Annotated in this window: 11 protein-coding genes; 10 read left to right on the top strand and 1 reads right to left on the bottom strand. The window is 37.9% G+C overall.

What is annotated here, in order from left to right:
- Positions 1-619: 619 nt before the first annotated feature.
- From ENO17_09280 to ENO17_09235, 10 genes are all read left to right on the top strand, one after another.
- Positions 620-2548 (top strand): PAS domain S-box protein, encoded by a 1929-nt coding sequence (locus ENO17_09280; GenBank protein ID HER25226.1) that lies wholly within the window; start codon positions 620-622, stop codon positions 2546-2548.
- Between the two features lie 246 nt (positions 2549-2794).
- Positions 2795-4729, top strand: coding sequence for a PAS domain S-box protein (locus ENO17_09275; protein ID HER25225.1), 1935 nt, complete (start codon positions 2795-2797; stop codon positions 4727-4729).
- 110 nt (positions 4730-4839) lie between these two features.
- A complete protein-coding gene (locus ENO17_09270; GenBank protein ID HER25224.1) occupies positions 4840-5577 on the top strand; it encodes an HD domain-containing protein in 738 nt (245 codons plus the stop codon).
- 77 nt (positions 5578-5654) lie between these two features.
- A complete protein-coding gene (locus tag ENO17_09265; protein ID HER25223.1) occupies positions 5655-7826 on the top strand; it encodes a PAS domain S-box protein in 2172 nt (723 codons plus the stop codon).
- Positions 7827-8025: 199 nt separating this feature from the next.
- Positions 8026-8973: a MoxR family ATPase gene (locus tag ENO17_09260; GenBank protein HER25222.1), complete on the top strand. Its 948-nt coding sequence runs from the start codon at positions 8026-8028 to the stop codon at positions 8971-8973.
- Positions 8973-10169 carry a DUF58 domain-containing protein gene (locus ENO17_09255; GenBank protein HER25221.1) on the top strand — a complete coding sequence of 399 codons (1197 nt, stop codon included), beginning with the start codon at positions 8973-8975 and terminating at the stop codon, positions 10167-10169. The genes ENO17_09260 and ENO17_09255 overlap by 1 nt, the downstream gene beginning before the upstream one ends.
- A 46-nt stretch (positions 10170-10215) precedes the next feature.
- A complete protein-coding gene (locus tag ENO17_09250) occupies positions 10216-11661 on the top strand; it encodes a DUF4129 domain-containing protein (GenBank protein ID HER25220.1) in 1446 nt (481 codons plus the stop codon).
- A 589-nt stretch (positions 11662-12250) separates the two neighbouring features.
- Entirely contained in the window at positions 12251-13168 is a 918-nt protein-coding gene (locus ENO17_09245) for an ABC transporter ATP-binding protein (protein ID HER25219.1), read from the top strand.
- A complete protein-coding gene (locus ENO17_09240; GenBank protein HER25218.1) occupies positions 13165-13953 on the top strand; it encodes a bacitracin ABC transporter permease in 789 nt (262 codons plus the stop codon). Before ENO17_09245 ends, ENO17_09240 begins: the two co-directional genes overlap by 4 nt.
- A complete protein-coding gene (locus ENO17_09235; GenBank protein ID HER25217.1) occupies positions 13937-15181 on the top strand; it encodes an MFS transporter in 1245 nt (414 codons plus the stop codon). The genes ENO17_09240 and ENO17_09235 overlap by 17 nt, the downstream gene beginning before the upstream one ends.
- Here the strand turns inward: ENO17_09235 and ENO17_09230 are convergent.
- Positions 15167-16680: ABC transporter ATP-binding protein (locus tag ENO17_09230; protein ID HER25216.1), on the bottom strand; the 1514-nt coding region annotated here is incomplete at its 5' end. The genes ENO17_09235 and ENO17_09230 overlap by 15 nt on opposite strands.

Here is a 16680-nt window from a genome sequence, read left to right as displayed (position 1 = left end):
CCCAAGACCCCAAAGAGCCGGCTATCTTTAATAAAGATAGCAGATTATCTTGCTGTCTATTATAGTACCGTAAGCAGAGTGATCAAAAAGAGTAGAGCGGGAAGATGAAGAGTGATATGGCAAAGTCCGACCCTCGTTACTCTTGCAAGATTTGTAGAGAAGCTTAGGAAAGTTTTTTAGTTAAAGTCGAAAGTAAGACCTAAGAAGAAAGTCAATAAATAGGTGTCTGTCCCTATTTGTCCCTATTATTACTTAGGGGGAGCTTGCTAATTCAAGCCCTTTGGCATTTGCTGAAGGGCTTTTTATTTTTATGAATTATTTTTCAGAAAAAGAAGGATTTTAACCTAAAAAGTCGAATATAATAGCAAGGCTCTTGTAATTATTATCCTAACATTTATATATAAAATAAAAACAAAGAAAAACTTCCGGCTTTAGAGGCAAAAAAGTAAACAATAACTTTTTACTAAATTTCATATGTTAAGGAATCACTTTAAAATACCTCAAGGTTATCCCGGAAGAAAAGAGAAGAGAAATAATAAAAGAATGGATGAATTAATTCCGAAAGGATTAAAGCGTGGTAAAGAACCATTAGCTGTCACATTTTGGTGGTGAGTAAACTATGAATATTTTACCATTTCTACATTTTTTTGTATTTTTGGCCTATTCCTGCCTGTTAGTTTTTTTGCTGTGGAAAGATCCAAAATCTTTACTTAACCGGGTTTGTGCTGCTCTTCTTGCCTGTTTTGTTGTATGGAGTTTTACGTTGATTTTTATTTATAGTCCAAGTGCCTTAAAAGATACTGTTATATTATCTGATAATGTTGGTTCCATCGGGTGGATTGGATTCGCTAGTTTTTTTTTATGGTTTTCTCTTATTTTCACCGAAAAGAAAAAGATATTAAAAACAAGAATTATTTATCCCTCTATCTTTATTCTGCCTTTGCTCTTTATCTATAAACAATGGACAGGTTTTTTAACCGTAGATTATATTCAGCAACCCTGGGGGTGGGAAAGTGTTTGGTCAGACTCAATCTGGTCTTATCTTTTTTATTTCTATTATCTTTCATTTATGTTAATGGGACTTTATCTGATCTTAAATATCAGGAGAAAAACAGAAGAACCCCTTAAGAAAAAACAGGCAAGAATAATCTTTGTTACTGCGTTGGTTTCCCTTTTTTTAAGCACTTTGACAGATATAATACTTCCAGCATTGAATATTTATACCCTACCTTCCTTAGGGAATGTGTTTGCACTCATTTGGGCATCCGGAATAGTTTATGCCATAGCCAAATATAGACTGATGGTTATCACCCCGGTTGCCGCCGCTGAAAACATTATCTCTACCATGACTGATTCCTTGATCTTGTTAGATAGAGAAGGGAATATAGCCAGCGTAAATAAAGCTGCCCTGGATTTATCCGGATATGAGAAGGAAGAACTCACCGGAAAGCCAATAGAGCTGTTATTTAGAGAAAATAATTTCAAAACCACCTTGCTGGATAAAGCCCTGAAGAAAGAAGCTATCAGAAATTATGAGCTTGATTTTAATACAAAAACAGGAGACAATATAGCGGTCATTTTTTCCAGTTCTACCATGTTGGACAGGGCAGGAGGCATAATTGGCATTGTTTGTATCATCCAAGACAATACCCAACGTAAACAGGCGGAAGAAACCCTAAAGAAAAGTCAGCAGGAATTTACCAGTCTTTTTCAAAGCAATCCCGAGGCAACCATCTATTTGGATAAAGATGGCAATATCCTCAATATCAATAACAGATTTATCGAACTTTTCGGTTATACCCTTGAGGAGATAAAAGGAAAGAATATAGATTCCGGCTTAGTCCAGCCCCCGGATAAAATTAAAGAATCCAAAAAGTTAACTGAGGATGCTTTAAAAGAAAATTATATCAGTATTGAAACCATCAGGAAGAAGAAAGATGGTACTTTATTCCCGGTCCACGTATCAGGATCACCCCTGCATATAGACGGTAAGTATCACGGTTTGATAGGAATATACCAGGATATCAGCGAAAGAAAAGGAATGGAAGAGAAACTGGAAAAAATTGCCCGGATTGATGCATTGACCGGTTGTTATAATCGAAAATATGGATTGGAACTGCTGGACCGGCAGATGAAACTATCTCGTCGTAGTAATTCTCCTCTCTTGCTGGCTTTCCTGGATATAGATAGATTTAAATCCATCAATGATACTTTTGGTCATGGAGAAGGCGATCAGGTTTTACAAGAAACAGTCAACCTTTTCAAATCTACCTTAAGAGAAATTGATATCATCTGCCGTATGGGAGGAGATGAATTCTTATTAATATTTCCGGATAACTCTTTAAAAGAAGCACTCTTAATTAAGGAAAGATTGGATAGAGATTTAATTAAATTAAACCAAAGTCTAAAGAAACCTTACAAGATAGACCTCAGTATCGGTCTTTCGGAGTATAATCCTGTTAATCCTCTAACCATGGATGAATTAATCCGTGTAGCCGATCAGAGGATGTATGAAGAGAAGAATAACAAAAAACAAAAAAAAGAATAGTTTTTTGGATAAAATAAAATTATTTAAAAACCCAATATTTTGAAAGTTTCATAAAATATAATTAATAAACATCTTAAAAGATAATCTTTGAAAATTTTATTGAATATTATATCCGGAGTGTAGTGGCGACTTAGAAAGAGTTAAATAATTAAACAAAAGAGAATGTTAAATAATTTATAAGACTTAAATGATAGTATACTTTTCATATACTTATTTACTTTAAGGCATAAACAGGAGGAGAACAAATTGAAAGACGAGAGTAAGACAAAAGCAAACTTAATAAAAAATTTAAAAACATTGCGGAAGAAACAAGAAAAAAGCACAGCAAATAATATCACCGAGCGTAAGCAGGCAAAAGGAAAATTGCAGGATTCAGAAGAATATTTAAAAATGTTATTTGATTATGCACCCGGTGCTTATTATATTAGTGATTTAAAAGGTAATTTTATCGGTGGTAATAAGGCAGCGGAAAGATTAACTGGTTATAAAGTAGAAGAATTAATCGGAAAGAATTTCATAAGATTAAAATTACTTTCTCTTACTGATATACCCAAAGCCGCTGAATTGTTAGTAAAAAATTTTAGGGGACAACCAACCGGACCGGATGAGTTTGTATTGAATCGAAAAGATAACAGTAAGGTGACAGTTGAAATCTCCACTTATCCGATAAAGATTAAAGGGAAAACTTTAGTGTTGGGCATGGTAAGTGACATTACCCAGCGCAAGAAAGCCATAAAAGATATAGAGGAACTCGCAAAATTCCCTGCCGAGAATCCCAATCCCGTGCTTCGTATATCCAGGGATGGAACCGTACTTTACCACAACCCCTCCAGCGAGCCATTGCTTGAACAATGGCATTATCAGAAAGGGAAACCGCTCCAGAATAGGTGGTACCAGTTGGTGCTTGATGCCCTTCGCGATGAGGACATTAAGACCGTAGAAACTGAAATTGGCGATAAGGTCGCTTTCTTGACCTTTGCTCCGATTGTTGAAAAGGATTTTGTAAATGTCTACGGATCGGATATCACTGAACTTAAGCAGGGAGAAGAAAGAATTAAACACCTTAATCTGATTCTTCGTGCCATTCGTAACATTAACCAACTGATTTTCCAAGAAAAGGACCGTGAAAGATTAATAAAGGGTGCTTGCAATAGTCTTACGGCAACACGCGGTTATTATAGTAGCTTCATAGTGTTACTGGACGAAAAGGGGAAGATTGATACCTACGCTGAGGCTGGTTTGGGAGAAGACTTTTTGCCTATGCTTAAATTATTAAAGAAAGGTGAGCTGACTACTTTCGGTCAGATAGCCTTAAAGCAAGAGGATGTTGTAATCATCAAAGACCCGGCATCTGCCTGTCCCGATTGTCCGCTGGTACCGGTATGTTCCGCCCGGGGAAGCGTCATGACCGTCCGCTTAGGACGCGAGGGAAAGATCTACGGTGTGATGTCGGTCTCTATCCCTGCCCATTTTATTACTGATAAAGAAGAACAAGCCTTGTTTTTGGAGGCTGCAGGAGATATGGCTTTAGGTTTAAACGGCATTGAAATGAGGAAAAAACTGGATAAGCAAACCCATGATCTCAAGCAAAGGGTCAAGGAATTGAAAAGAGCTATGGATGCAACTCTTGACACTATGTCCAAGATAGTAGAGGCCAAAGACCCCTATACTGCCGGCCACCAGCGAAGGGTTTCTCAGCTGGCTACAGCCATAGCTAAGGAGTTAAACTTTTCTCAAGACAAAATTGAAGGGATAAGGATTGCCTCTTTAATCCATGATATTGGGAAGATCGGCCTGCCTACTGAGATCTTAAGCAAGCCCACCAAGCTATCTGATATAGAATTTAGTTTAATCAAAGAACATCCCAAAATTGGATATAATATCTTACAATCCATAGATTTTTCCTATCCGGTAGCAGAAATTGTCCTTCAGCATCATGAAAGATTGGATGGTTCAGGATATCCCCATCATTTAAAAGGTGATCAGATTTCCCTGGAAGCCTGCATTATAGGAGTGGCTGATGTGGTCGAGGCGATGTCTTCTCACCGACCTTATCGTCCGGCATTAGGCATCAATAAAGCCTTGGAAGAAATCTCTAAAAATAAAGGCACCCTCTATGACACAGAAGTAGTGGATACCTGCTTGATACTCTTCAAAGAAAAAGGATTTAAATTTGAATAAATAAAAGCGATTTACTTTTCTCTTAAGGGAAAGGCATGATGTTATATTCTTATTGAGTAAAAGCTCAATGAACAGTTACCCTTGGATAAGATTAATTTTAATATTATTTTATGGAGGTGTATATTAAAAAGATGAAGAATATAAATAAGAAAGAAGCCCAACTTATAGAAGAGTTACAAGAAATGCATAAAAAGGTTGCCGATTTAGAAAAAAAAGTAGTTAGGGATAATCGGCTGGAGAAAGAACTCCAGCAGAGTGACGAAAAGTTACAAAAATTCATAGAAGGTATTGCCTATATTATTGCGGAAATAGTTGAGATAAGAGACCCCTACCTCAGAGGCCACCACCAAAGGGTCTCCAAACTTGCTGCTGCCATAGCCCAGGAGATGAAACTCCTTCAGGATAAGATTGAAGGAGTAAAGATTGCTTCCCTGGTTCATGATGTGGGGATGATCAATTTACCCACTGAAATCGTCAGTAAGCCGAGTGCACTATTTGAAGTAGAATTAAATTTTGTTAAAAATTATCCCAGAACAGGTTATGAAATCTTAAAAAAAGCAGATTTTCCCTGGCCTATTGCTGAAATTGTCTTTCAACATCAAGAAAAGATAGACGGGTCAGGATACCCAAGAGGGTTAAAAGGTGCCGAAATTCTTATCGAGGCAAAAATATTAGGGGTAGCGAATGTGGTCGAGGCCATGTCTTCTTGTAAATCCTACCGGCCTGCTCTTAGCATTGATGAATCTTTAAGGGAAATTTCAAAGTATAAAAATATTCTTTTTGACCCGGAAGTGGTGGATGCCTGTCTTAAACTCTTCAAGGAAAATAAAATAAATAATAGAAAATAAATAGGTGTCTGTCCCTATTATTTATTATTTACCCATTTCTTTTCTTTCAGGAGTGCAATAATAGGAGGTGCAATAAGATGAAAGATGAGGATAAGTCAAAAGCTGAGCTATTAAAAGAATTGGAGATTTTAAAGGAGCAAGATTTAAGGGAGAGCGAAGAGAAATATAGAAACCTGATAGAAAGTGTAAACGAATCCATTATCTCAGTAGATCTTCAAGGTAAACTTTTAACTTTAAATAGTCTTGCTGTATCCTATTTGGGGGGGTCAGCAGAAGATTATATAGGAAAGACCTTATGGGATATTTTCCCTCCCAAAGTAGCCGAAGAGAGATTCGCAGGAATGCAAAAAGTCATTCAATCAGGAGAGTCTCTGGTTACAGAAAGTTATATTCCCTTTCAAGGAAAGATGCTTTGTTTTCTTTATGGTATGCAGCCCATTAAGAATAGAGCAGGAGAGATTTATGCTGTTTTAATCTTAGCCAGTGATATCAGCGAACAAAAACAGACAGAAGAAAAATTGAAGGCTTCGGAAGAGTATTTACAGATCTTATTTGATTATGCCCCCGATGCTTATTATATCAGTGATTTGGAAGGTAATTTTGTCGATTGTAACCGGGAAGCCGAGAGATTGACTGGCTATAAAAAAGAAGAGTTAATCGGAAAGAATTTCCTAAAATTAAAATTGTTTTCTACGAATGATCTAACCAAATTAAGTAAGCTGTTTCATAAAAATCTTAACGAATTAATAGGGAGAATGGGTGAAGTTATATTAATTAAAAAAGACCATGCCAAGGTGATAGTGGAGATCTCCTCTTATACGGTAAATATTAAGGGAAGGATTTTAGCCTTAACTATGATAAGGGATATTAGCGATCGTAAAAAAGCAGAGGAGGCTTTGATAGAATCCGAAGAAAGATACCGTACCATTTTTGAAAATACCGGTACTGCGATGTTAGTTGTCGAAGAAGACACCACTAGCTCCATGGTAAATTCCCAATGCGAAAAACTGAGCGGTTATTCTAAAGAGGAAATCGAAAATAAGATGAAATGGACCGATTTTGTGGTCCCGGAAGACTTAGAAAAAATGAAAAAATATCATCTTGAAAGGAGAAAAAACGGAGGAAAAACGCCCACAGAATATGAATTTCGTATGATGGATAAAAAAGGCAGGGTGAAAGATATCTTCATGAAAATTGGCATGATTCCTCATACTAAAAAGAGCGTTGCTTCTTTAATAGATATCACCGCACGCAAACAAACAGAAGGTAACCTAAAAAATGCAAAAGATGAGCTGCAAACGATTCTAGACTCAGTGCCTGCTATTATTTTTTATAGAGATACAGAAGATAAAATTATCCGAGTAAGTAAAACTTCAGCTGATTTATTAAAGCTACCGATAAAAGATATAATAGGTAAGACTACAGAAGAACTTTTCCCCCAAGAACAGGCTGAGAAGATGAAAAGAGATGATCGGGAAGTGATCATTTCCGGAAAAGCAAAAAGAAATATCATCCAATCCTATACAGCGTCGGATGGAATACGATGGCAAATTGTTGATAAGGTACCTTACATAAATAAGGAAGGCAAAATAAATGGTGTTATCAGTTTAGCTAAAGATATCACAGAACAGAGAAACACAGAACAAAAACTCCAAGAGACTTTACAGAGACTCCAAAAAACCATGACTGCAGTCCTTGACACCATATCCAGGATCGTCGAGGCCAAAGACCCCTATACTGCTGGCCATCAGCGGAGGGTCTCTCAACTGGCTACAGCCATTGCTCTCGAACTAAACCTTCCCCAGGATCAGCTGGAAGGAATAAGGATATCTTCCTTGATCCATGATATCGGAAAGATCGGCATACCTATTGAAATTTTAAGCAAGCCTACCAAATTAAGCGATATAGAATTTAGTCTGATCAAAGCACATCCCCAATTAGGATATGATATCTTAAAATCCATCGATTTCGCCTATCCGATAGCCCAAATAGTCCTGCAACATCACGAAAGATTAGATGGCTCCGGATATCCTGAAGGTTTAGAAGGTGATAACATTTTATTTGAAGCTAAAATTATAGGAGTGGCTGATACAGTCGAAGCCATGTCTTCTCACCGACCCTACCGCCCGGCATTAGATATCGATATAGCCCTGGAAGAAATCAGTCAGAACCGAGGTATCCTCTATGATCCGGAAGTAGTGGATGTTTGCCTGAAGCTCTTCAAGGAAAAGGGATTTAAATTTGAATAGTTGGGGAAATAATTAGTATTCAATTCACAAAAAAACAGCGGACGGTTCTTTGTTTTTTTCGAAAAGCGGGACCCAAACAGATTCATACATTTACTTGTTTTGATACCCCTTAATTGTTATAATATACCGCATGGGCACTATAGGTACTATAGACACTTTTTAGCTTGAACCTGAAATTTCAAAATCAAGGAAAATAATGATGAACTCTAACTTTTCGGTATGCCATAAAATCTCTGAAAATATCAATAAGGTAATCGTAGGAAAAAATAAAGCGATTGAATTGATCCTGGTCGCTCTGTTGGCTGAAGGACATCTTCTTCTGGAGGATGTCCCAGGAGTGGGTAAAACGCTTATGGCCAGATCCTTAGCCAGAAGCATTGGCGGGACATTCCATCGTATCCAATTTACCCCGGATTTACTCCCCTCCGATATAACCGGCTTTAATATCTATAACCAAAGAGAGGGTCAATTTATTTTCCAACCGGGTCCGGTCATGGCCAACATTCTTCTGGCCGATGAGATCAATCGAGCCATTCCCAGAAGCCAATCCAGTTTGCTGGAAAGTATGCAGGAAAGACAGGTGACCGTGGATAGTGTAACCAGGGCGCTCCCTTCCCCATTTTTTGTTATCGCCACCCAAAATCCCATTGAACTGGAGGGAACTTTCCCTCTCCCGGAAGCACAGCTGGATAGGTTTTTAATGCAGATTAAGTTAGATTATCCCTCACAGAAAGAGGAGATGGCCATATTGGAACGCTTTAAGAAAGAAGACCCCCTGGAAAAGCTTCAGGCAGTTGCTACAGCTGAAGAAATATTGAAGCTTCAGAAAGAAAGACAAAAGATTCATGTTTCCAAAGAAATCAATCACTATATCGTATCCCTGGCTAAGGCAACCCGAAATTCTCCCCGGATACGTTACGGAGCTAGTCCAAGAGCTTCCTTTCACCTGATGCAAGCTTCCCAGGCATTAGCAGCCTTACGGGATAGAGATTTTGTCTTGCCGGATGATATCAAAGAGCTCTTTATCCCTATCCTCACTCATCGTATGGTCATTGAAACCAAGGAAAGATTAAAGGGGATCACTTCTCAAAAGATATTAAAAGAGATATTAGAGCAAACTGAAGTGCCAACACAGGAATTGAAATAATGAACCATTCAGAGCATAACTATCCCTTATCCTCCATTTTTACCGAAGGATTTTTTCGTTTCTTGCTATTTATCTTACTTTTTATTTCCCTGCTCTATCAACAAAAGAACCTCATTTTAATTTCTATACTGCTTTTGGTTATGTTTTATGGCTTAAAATTCTGGAGCACTTTTAGTGTAAAAAATATTCATTATTCTTTTGATGCCGAAAAGAAAAAAGGCTTTCCGGGAGAATCGATTGTCTTACAGGCCGTTGTTTTCAATAATAAATTATTACCGATAGGGTTAAAATTAAAAATCCCCCTAGATAAAAAGCTTCATCCTTTCTTAGATTCAAGTCCTGCTGACTGTCTCTGTGAGGAAGGTAACCTACTCTGGTATGATCGTTCTTCCTGGCAATGGAAATTGACTGCCCAGCAAAGAGGTTGTTTTCAAATCGGACCTCCCTTTCTGGAAACCGGGGACCTCCTGGGTTTTTTTCAGCAAAGAAGGTATCTTTCCCAATCGGTGGAGATGATCATCTATCCTAAACCTATCTTTTTAAATTTTCTCTCTTCTCCGGTCAAAGAATTATTCGGGAAACCCGGTTTAGAAAGTCCGGTGAAAGATCCGGTATATCCGGTTGCCACTCAGGATTATAGTTATGGGGACCCTGCCAAATATATTCATTGGAAAGCCAGCGCCCGCCATAATCGTCTTCAATCGAAAGTTTTCGAACCCTCTTCTCAACGAAAAACCCTTTTTATTATCGATGTAAGCTCATTCCAAAAGAAAGAAGATAAGGATTTATTTGAGAAAACACTGGAGGTGGTGGCAGCAATGGCTATGGAATTTGAAAGACAGGGTAGCCCCTATGGCCTCCTATCCAATGGGGAAATGGTAGGCAATGGCAGCGCCAGCCTTTCTATAGCCACCGGACCTGAACAACTTTCCAGGGCAATGGAATTAATTGCTAGGCTTCAAATGAAAACAGCAGTATCCATAGAAGAAATACTATTTAAAGAAGATGTCATGCCGGGAGGGACCGGTTGTATCTATTCTTCCTGCACTCACAATAAAAAAAACACTCAGATTGCCCAATTTTTAAGACAACACCATATCCCGGTATATTTTATGACCGCCAGGGTTCCCCGTCGGTTCATTGATCACTCTATTAAATTCTTTTTATTGGATGAAATCCATGGAGGGGGTTCTTGATTTTAAACAAGACCGCACTTTAACTTTAAATGAATAATTCGAGGGCATGGTGATGACAGAAGGTCCAAAAAGCAAAAGAACATTATTATTGATCTCTGCTGGCATGATGGAAATAACCTGGCTATATGTACTGGCCTGTATCTTATTCCTCATGCTGAAAGCCCCTCTATTTCCTATATGGACAGCGATTCTTGTCTTTTTTACGCCAATATTTATCCATTCTGTTTTAAAAGGGAGAGGAAAAAGGATCATTATCCATGTTATGCTGCAGGCCTTTTTTTATCTAACCATTTTTCTTCAAACCTTTTATTTCTATGGAAATTGGCCGGGACCTTTTTTCAATTTCCAATGGCTGGAAATGATTCTGCATCACCAATATGGTTCGGTTGGCGGATTGGCCTATTTATTCATTCTTTTTTGGTATTCATGTTTATGGATTAGTGGATACAAATTAGCGAACCGTTCCCATGACTTTTATAAGATCGCTTCCCGCTTCGACCTGGGTATTGTAGCCCTCATTTCTGCCTTTATTATTTTAGGAAGCATGAATCTATCTTTCCCCCGTTCTGAAGTTTCAATCATCTATTATTTTCTTTTCAGTATGTTTGCCATTTCTCTGGCTAAAAATTTGGGAAGTTCAAAAACCAAATATTCTCACCAATTTAGTGGAACGAGTTTGGTTTTGACTTTTATTCTGGCAGTATTACTTATCGGCAGTTGGGTAGTATTATTCTTTTTGCCGCAGCTATCTCAAGCTGCCCAGGCAGGTTATCATGTTTTGAAAATAGTGTCTAAACCCCTGGGAAACTTACTGCTTAAGATTATTTCATTCCTCTTTGGATATGGAAAACATAGGGCTAATTTAGGTACAACTTCTTCGGGTGATGCCGCTATCCCTATGATAGAGAGTTCTGAACCATCCTGGTGGGCTCATCTATTAGAATGGGTGATCACCTGGGGAGGAATTATTCTTCTAAGTTTGGTGGTTATGATAGCCATCGGTTGGTTACTCATGTCACTCTGGAAATGGTTTTCTACAAAAACTGAGGTAGATAATAAGAGAAAAGGGTTTTTTGAGGAATTGCTCCTATGGTTTCTGCATCTATTTTCTCTCGGTAAAAAAGTACTCTACAAAATGCTTGGTCTCTTAAAAAACATCCGGAAAAGAGAGGAAACAATAGCTGTTCTTTTTCAAAAACTTTGCTGCTGGGGACGTTCCAGTGGCCTTCCCAGGGAAAACTCAAAAACTCCCCAGGAATATGGCAGATACTTGACTCATTTCTTTCCTGATAGCCAGCCTGATATTCAGCTCATTATCGAAAGCTTTAATCAGGAAATCTATGGGAAGAAGTACATTCAGGAAGAACAGTGGAGAAAGGCGAAAAAAGCCTGGCAACGTTTGGTCAGTCCTACAAAATGGCCCTTACGTCTCTGGGTCAAAATATTCTATTCCAGGAAATTTAGATTGCAGGAAGCCACTATTTCCACATAAAAACTCTTCACAAGAGAATAATAGGGACAGACACCCATTTATATTGACATCACTTCTTTCAAGCTATATCATGAATATATGCCAAGAATCGCCCGAACCGTTGCGGTGGGATACCTGCACCACATCACCCAAAGAGGGAATTATCGACAAAAGACATTTTTTGATGATATCGACCGAAACCAATATTGTATTATAATAAAAAAATGAAGGTAAGTGGCCATCTCTTTCAAAATCGCTTCTTCTCCTGTGTCCTGGATGAACGGCATATGATAGCCTGTGCTCGTTAGCTATAAAGAAATCTCTTAATAGCAAATCTGATTAAGAAACCATGCTTATGGTCTTACTCCAGTGCAAAAATACATTGCGGAATCAATAAATATGACGCATTAGGCGTTAACCAGCTTTTTAATTACATTGAGAAAAGACCAGTATAGGCCGGCCTCCTGGCCCCAATGATTTTATAGAAATGCTTGAAGGACAGCTTAAGAGAGTTTTTAAATTAAAGACAAAAGGAAGACCTAAGAAAAAAGTCAATAAATAGGTGTCTGTCCCTATTATTCTCTATAGAGGAGTTAATGAATTAGAAATTATGGAAGAGGTCATCAGTACAGAAGATTTAACTAAATATTTTGGTAATGTACACGCTGCAGAAAGTGTTTCCTTAAAAGTTAGAAAAGGTGAGATTTATGGATTTTTGGGACTTAACGGTGCGGGTAAAACAACGACTATTCGCATGCTCCTGGGAATGATTCGCCCTACAACGGGTTCGGCCTTTTTATTTGGGGAAAAGATTAATGCTGGCACTTGTAGCTTATGGGAAAAGGTTGGATATCTTGTAGAAAATCCCTCTTCCTATCCTGAGCTTACAGTTTGGGAAAATCTTGAAATTATACGCCGATTGCGCCAGATGCCTGATAAAAAAGCGGTTGAGGGAGTGATTGACAAACTACGGTTGGCTTCTTACCGAGATATAAAAGCAAAAAACTTATCTTCAGGGAACGCACAACGGCTGGGCTTGGCAAAAGCACTTTTACACCATCCGGATATTTTAATTTTGGACGAGCCGGCTAACGGGTTGGATCCCGCCGGTATTGTTGAGATACGAGAACTATTTGGTAATCTTGCCTTTAATCAAGGGGTTACCATATTTATATCCAGCCATATTTTAGGGGAGATATCCAAATTTGCCACTCGGATTGGAATTATCCATGAAGGGCGCTTGATAAGGGAATTAAACGCAGATCAGTTGGAGCGTCTTCTCGATAAGAGACTTGTTGTCAATGCCCTCGACAAAGAGGCAGTAAGATCAAGGCTTATTAACTATGGATATTCAGTAAATCTATCCAAAAACGGCAACCTGGAAGTCACAGGCAAGGAAGCAATAAATCATCCTGAATACATAGCAAATATTTTAGTACACGCAGGCTTACCACCAACTTTACTGAAAGTTGAAGAGGAAGACCTCGAGTCATATTTTTTAAGAACAATTGAAGGAAATGTAAAATGAAGAATATTTTTTCAGCTATTTGGGCTGAAAGCCTAAAAATTTATAGGTCTAAAATGCTTTGGATAACTATTTTAGCTTTTGCATTCATTCCTTCTATGATTGGTGTATTAATGTTTGTGGTAAAAAATCCGGAATTTTCCCGCAAATTGGGTATGATAGGTACTAAGGCAGCTATGTTAAGATTTGGAAGTGTTGATTGGCAAATTTATTTCGGACTACTCAATCAAATTATTGCTGGGGTAGGATTAATAGGGTTTACCTTTGTAGCAAGCTGGGTTTTTGGCCGTGAATATTCTGACCGGACAGTAAAAGATTTACTTGCGTTACCTACTCCACGATCATCCATCGTTTTATCGAAATTTATCGTTGTGGCAATTTGGTGTGTTTTGCTCTCATTCATTTTAATTGCTTTTGGACTCATAGTCGGAGGAATGATAAAATTTCCCGGATGGTCAAGTGAAATTGCTTTTCATTGTGTTCACATATTTATTATCACTTCTCTTCTTACGATTTTGCTTTGTACACCGGTAGCATTTTTTGCCAGTTATGGCCGCGGATATTTGCCCGCTATAGGTTTTGCCATTCTTACCCTCATTATTACTCAATTTATTGGTTTGGTGGGTCTTGGGCCCTATTTCCCCTGGGCGATTCCAGCACTATACAGTGGTACTACAGGAGTTGAAAGCGCACAATTAGGGGTTGTAAGTTATATCATTCTCTTTTTAACCAGTATTTTTGGATTAATTGGCACTTTGGCATGGTGGCATTATGCTGATCAATACTAAATGTAATATTACAAATAATTTACCACCAAGCTCGACAGAACCAAGCAATCCCGCAAAGCGGAATTATAGAAAATCAAAATTTGGTATTTCTAAAAATGTTTTTGCCCTGGGGCTGGTAAGTTTTTTTAATGATGTTGCTTCGGAAATGATTTATCCCATCGTACCTATTTTTTTAACCAGTGTCTTAGGTGCGCCAGTCGCTATTGTAGGTTTAATAGAAGGTATTGCGGAATCAACTGCCAGTATCTTAAAAGTTGTCTCTGGCTGGCTCTCTGATAAATTTCAAAACAGAAAATCTTTTGTTGTTGCTGGTTACTCATTTTCAGCCATTTCTAAAATAATTTTAAGTTTTGCTTTTAGTTGGCCGTTTGTTCTGATGGCACGATTTATTGACCGATTCGGGAAAGGAATAAGAACTTCAGCCAGAGATGCTTTGATTTCCGAAAGCTCGGAAAACTCGGCTCGAGGAAGAGCATTTGGTTTTCATCGGGCACTTGATACCCTGGGAGCAGTAGTCGGGCCAATGATTGCTCTTTTGGCGATTCATTTCTTAGATAATAATTTTCGCCTAATTTTCTTTCTTGCCTTTATCCCCGCTTTCATGGGAATTCTCTTGTTGCTCTTTTTGGTGAAAGAAAAGAAGAAAGAAGCAAATTCTTCTTCGCCCTTTCGTTTTAATTGGCATAATCTTGATCCCTCTTTTAAGGTTTTTTTATTGATCAGTTTCATTTTTGCCTTAGGTAATAGTTCGGACACCTTTTTAATTTTACGAGCGCAAAATTTAGGTTTGTCATTGAGTTTAGTTGTGTTAGCCTACGTTCTTTTCAATTTCACCTATTCTATTTTTTCCATACCTGCCGGAATTATTTCTGATAAAATCGGACCTAAAAAAGTGCTTTTGGCTGGCTTTTTACTTTTTTTCGTGGTGTATCTTTTTTTCGGTCTGGTTCATAACAGTCTTTTCCTTTGGTTCCTTTTCCCGGTTTACGGATTGTATATGGCGCTCACCGAAGGGGTGGGAAAGGCCTACATTTCTAATTTAGTTTCCCAAGAAAAGAGCGGTACGGTCTTTGGTATTTATCATACCATAATCGGCCTCACCACTTTTTTTGCATCTTTAATTGCCGGATTGCTTTGGACTTATATTGGAGTTAGCGCACCATTTATCTTTGGAAGTATCACAGCAGTGATTTCTGCCTTTTTGTTTATTGTTTTATGTCAGGTTTAATCCAACGAATTGGCTATTATACAGATCAGCATAGAATCCATTCTGTTTTAGTAATTCTTTGTGGGTTCCTTTTTCAATAATACTTCCTTCATTCATCACCAAAATTAAATCTACATCTCGAATAGTGGATAGACGATGAGCAATCACAAAACTGGTTTTTCCTTTCATAAGGTCAAGCATAGCTCTTTGAATATGAATTTCTGTTCTGGTATCAACACTACTTGTCGCTTCATCGAGAATCAATATGATTGGGTCTGCCAAAATAGCTCGGGCAATGGTCAATAATTGTTTTTGACCTTGAGAGAGATTATTGGCTTCTTCATTGATAATAGTGTCATAACTATCCGGAAGTGTTCTGATAAAGTGATCGGCATAAGCCATTTTTGCTGCCAGAATAATTTCCTTTTCTGTAGCATTTTCTCTTCCATAGGCGATATTCTCTTTAATGCTTCCTTTAAACAACCAGGTATCTTGTAGAACCATGCCAAAAAGACTCCTCAATTCACCACGTTTCATATTGCGAACATCTATTCCATCAAAAGTAATTTTCCCGTCATCAATTTCATAAAAACGCATCAGTAAATTTACCAAGGTTGTTTTTCCAGCTCCGGTAGGACCTACAATGGCAATTCTTTGACCTTTTTTAACATCAATATCCATATCTTTTATGAGTACTTTTTCTGTTTCGTATCCAAATTTAATATGCTCAAATTTTATATTACCTTCGGGTTTACCTAGATGAATCATATTTCTTTTATCAGGTATTTGCTCAGATTCTTCAAGCACTTCAAAAACACGCTCAGCAGCTGCAATGGTTGATTGAATAATATTGGCAATATTGGCTGTTTGAATGATCGGTTGAGTGAATTGCCTGGAATATTGAATAAATGCCTGAACATTCCCGATGGTAATCGTTCCTCTGGCAACAGAAATCCCACCGAAAATGACAATCAAGACATAGCCAAGGTTACCAATAGCCATCATCAAAGGCATAATGATTCCCGATATGAATTGAGCTTTCCATCCGGCATCATAGAGTTGATCATTCACTTGATTGAATTTATCGATGGATTGCTTTTCATAGTTGAAGACTTTAACTATTTTATGGCCGGTGTACATTTCTTCTACGTGGCCATTTAACTGACCTAAAAGCTTTTGTTGTCTGGCAAAGAATTTTTGTGATTGCTTGGCAATAACTTTAGTAACCAAAAAACTTAAAGGTAAAGTTACGGAAGCAATTAAAGTTAACATTGGACTAATACTTAGCATCATCACTACAATCCCAATTAAGGTTACTATGGAAGTAATTAATTGGGTAATACTTTGTTGAAGCGTGTTGCTGACGATATCAATATCATTGGTTACCCGACTGAGTATTTCTCCGTGGGTTCTTCCATCAAAATATTTTAAGGGTAATCGTGATAACTTAGAGTTGATATCTTTTCTCATCTCATAAACGGTTTTTTGGGCAACACCGACCATAATATATTGTTGAATAT

The organism is Candidatus Atribacteria bacterium (genome assembly GCA_011056645.1).
GTDB lineage: Bacteria > Atribacterota > Phoenicimicrobiia > Phoenicimicrobiales > Phoenicimicrobiaceae > Sediminicultor > Sediminicultor quartus.
This window is presented reverse-complemented; position numbering and strand designations above follow the sequence as displayed.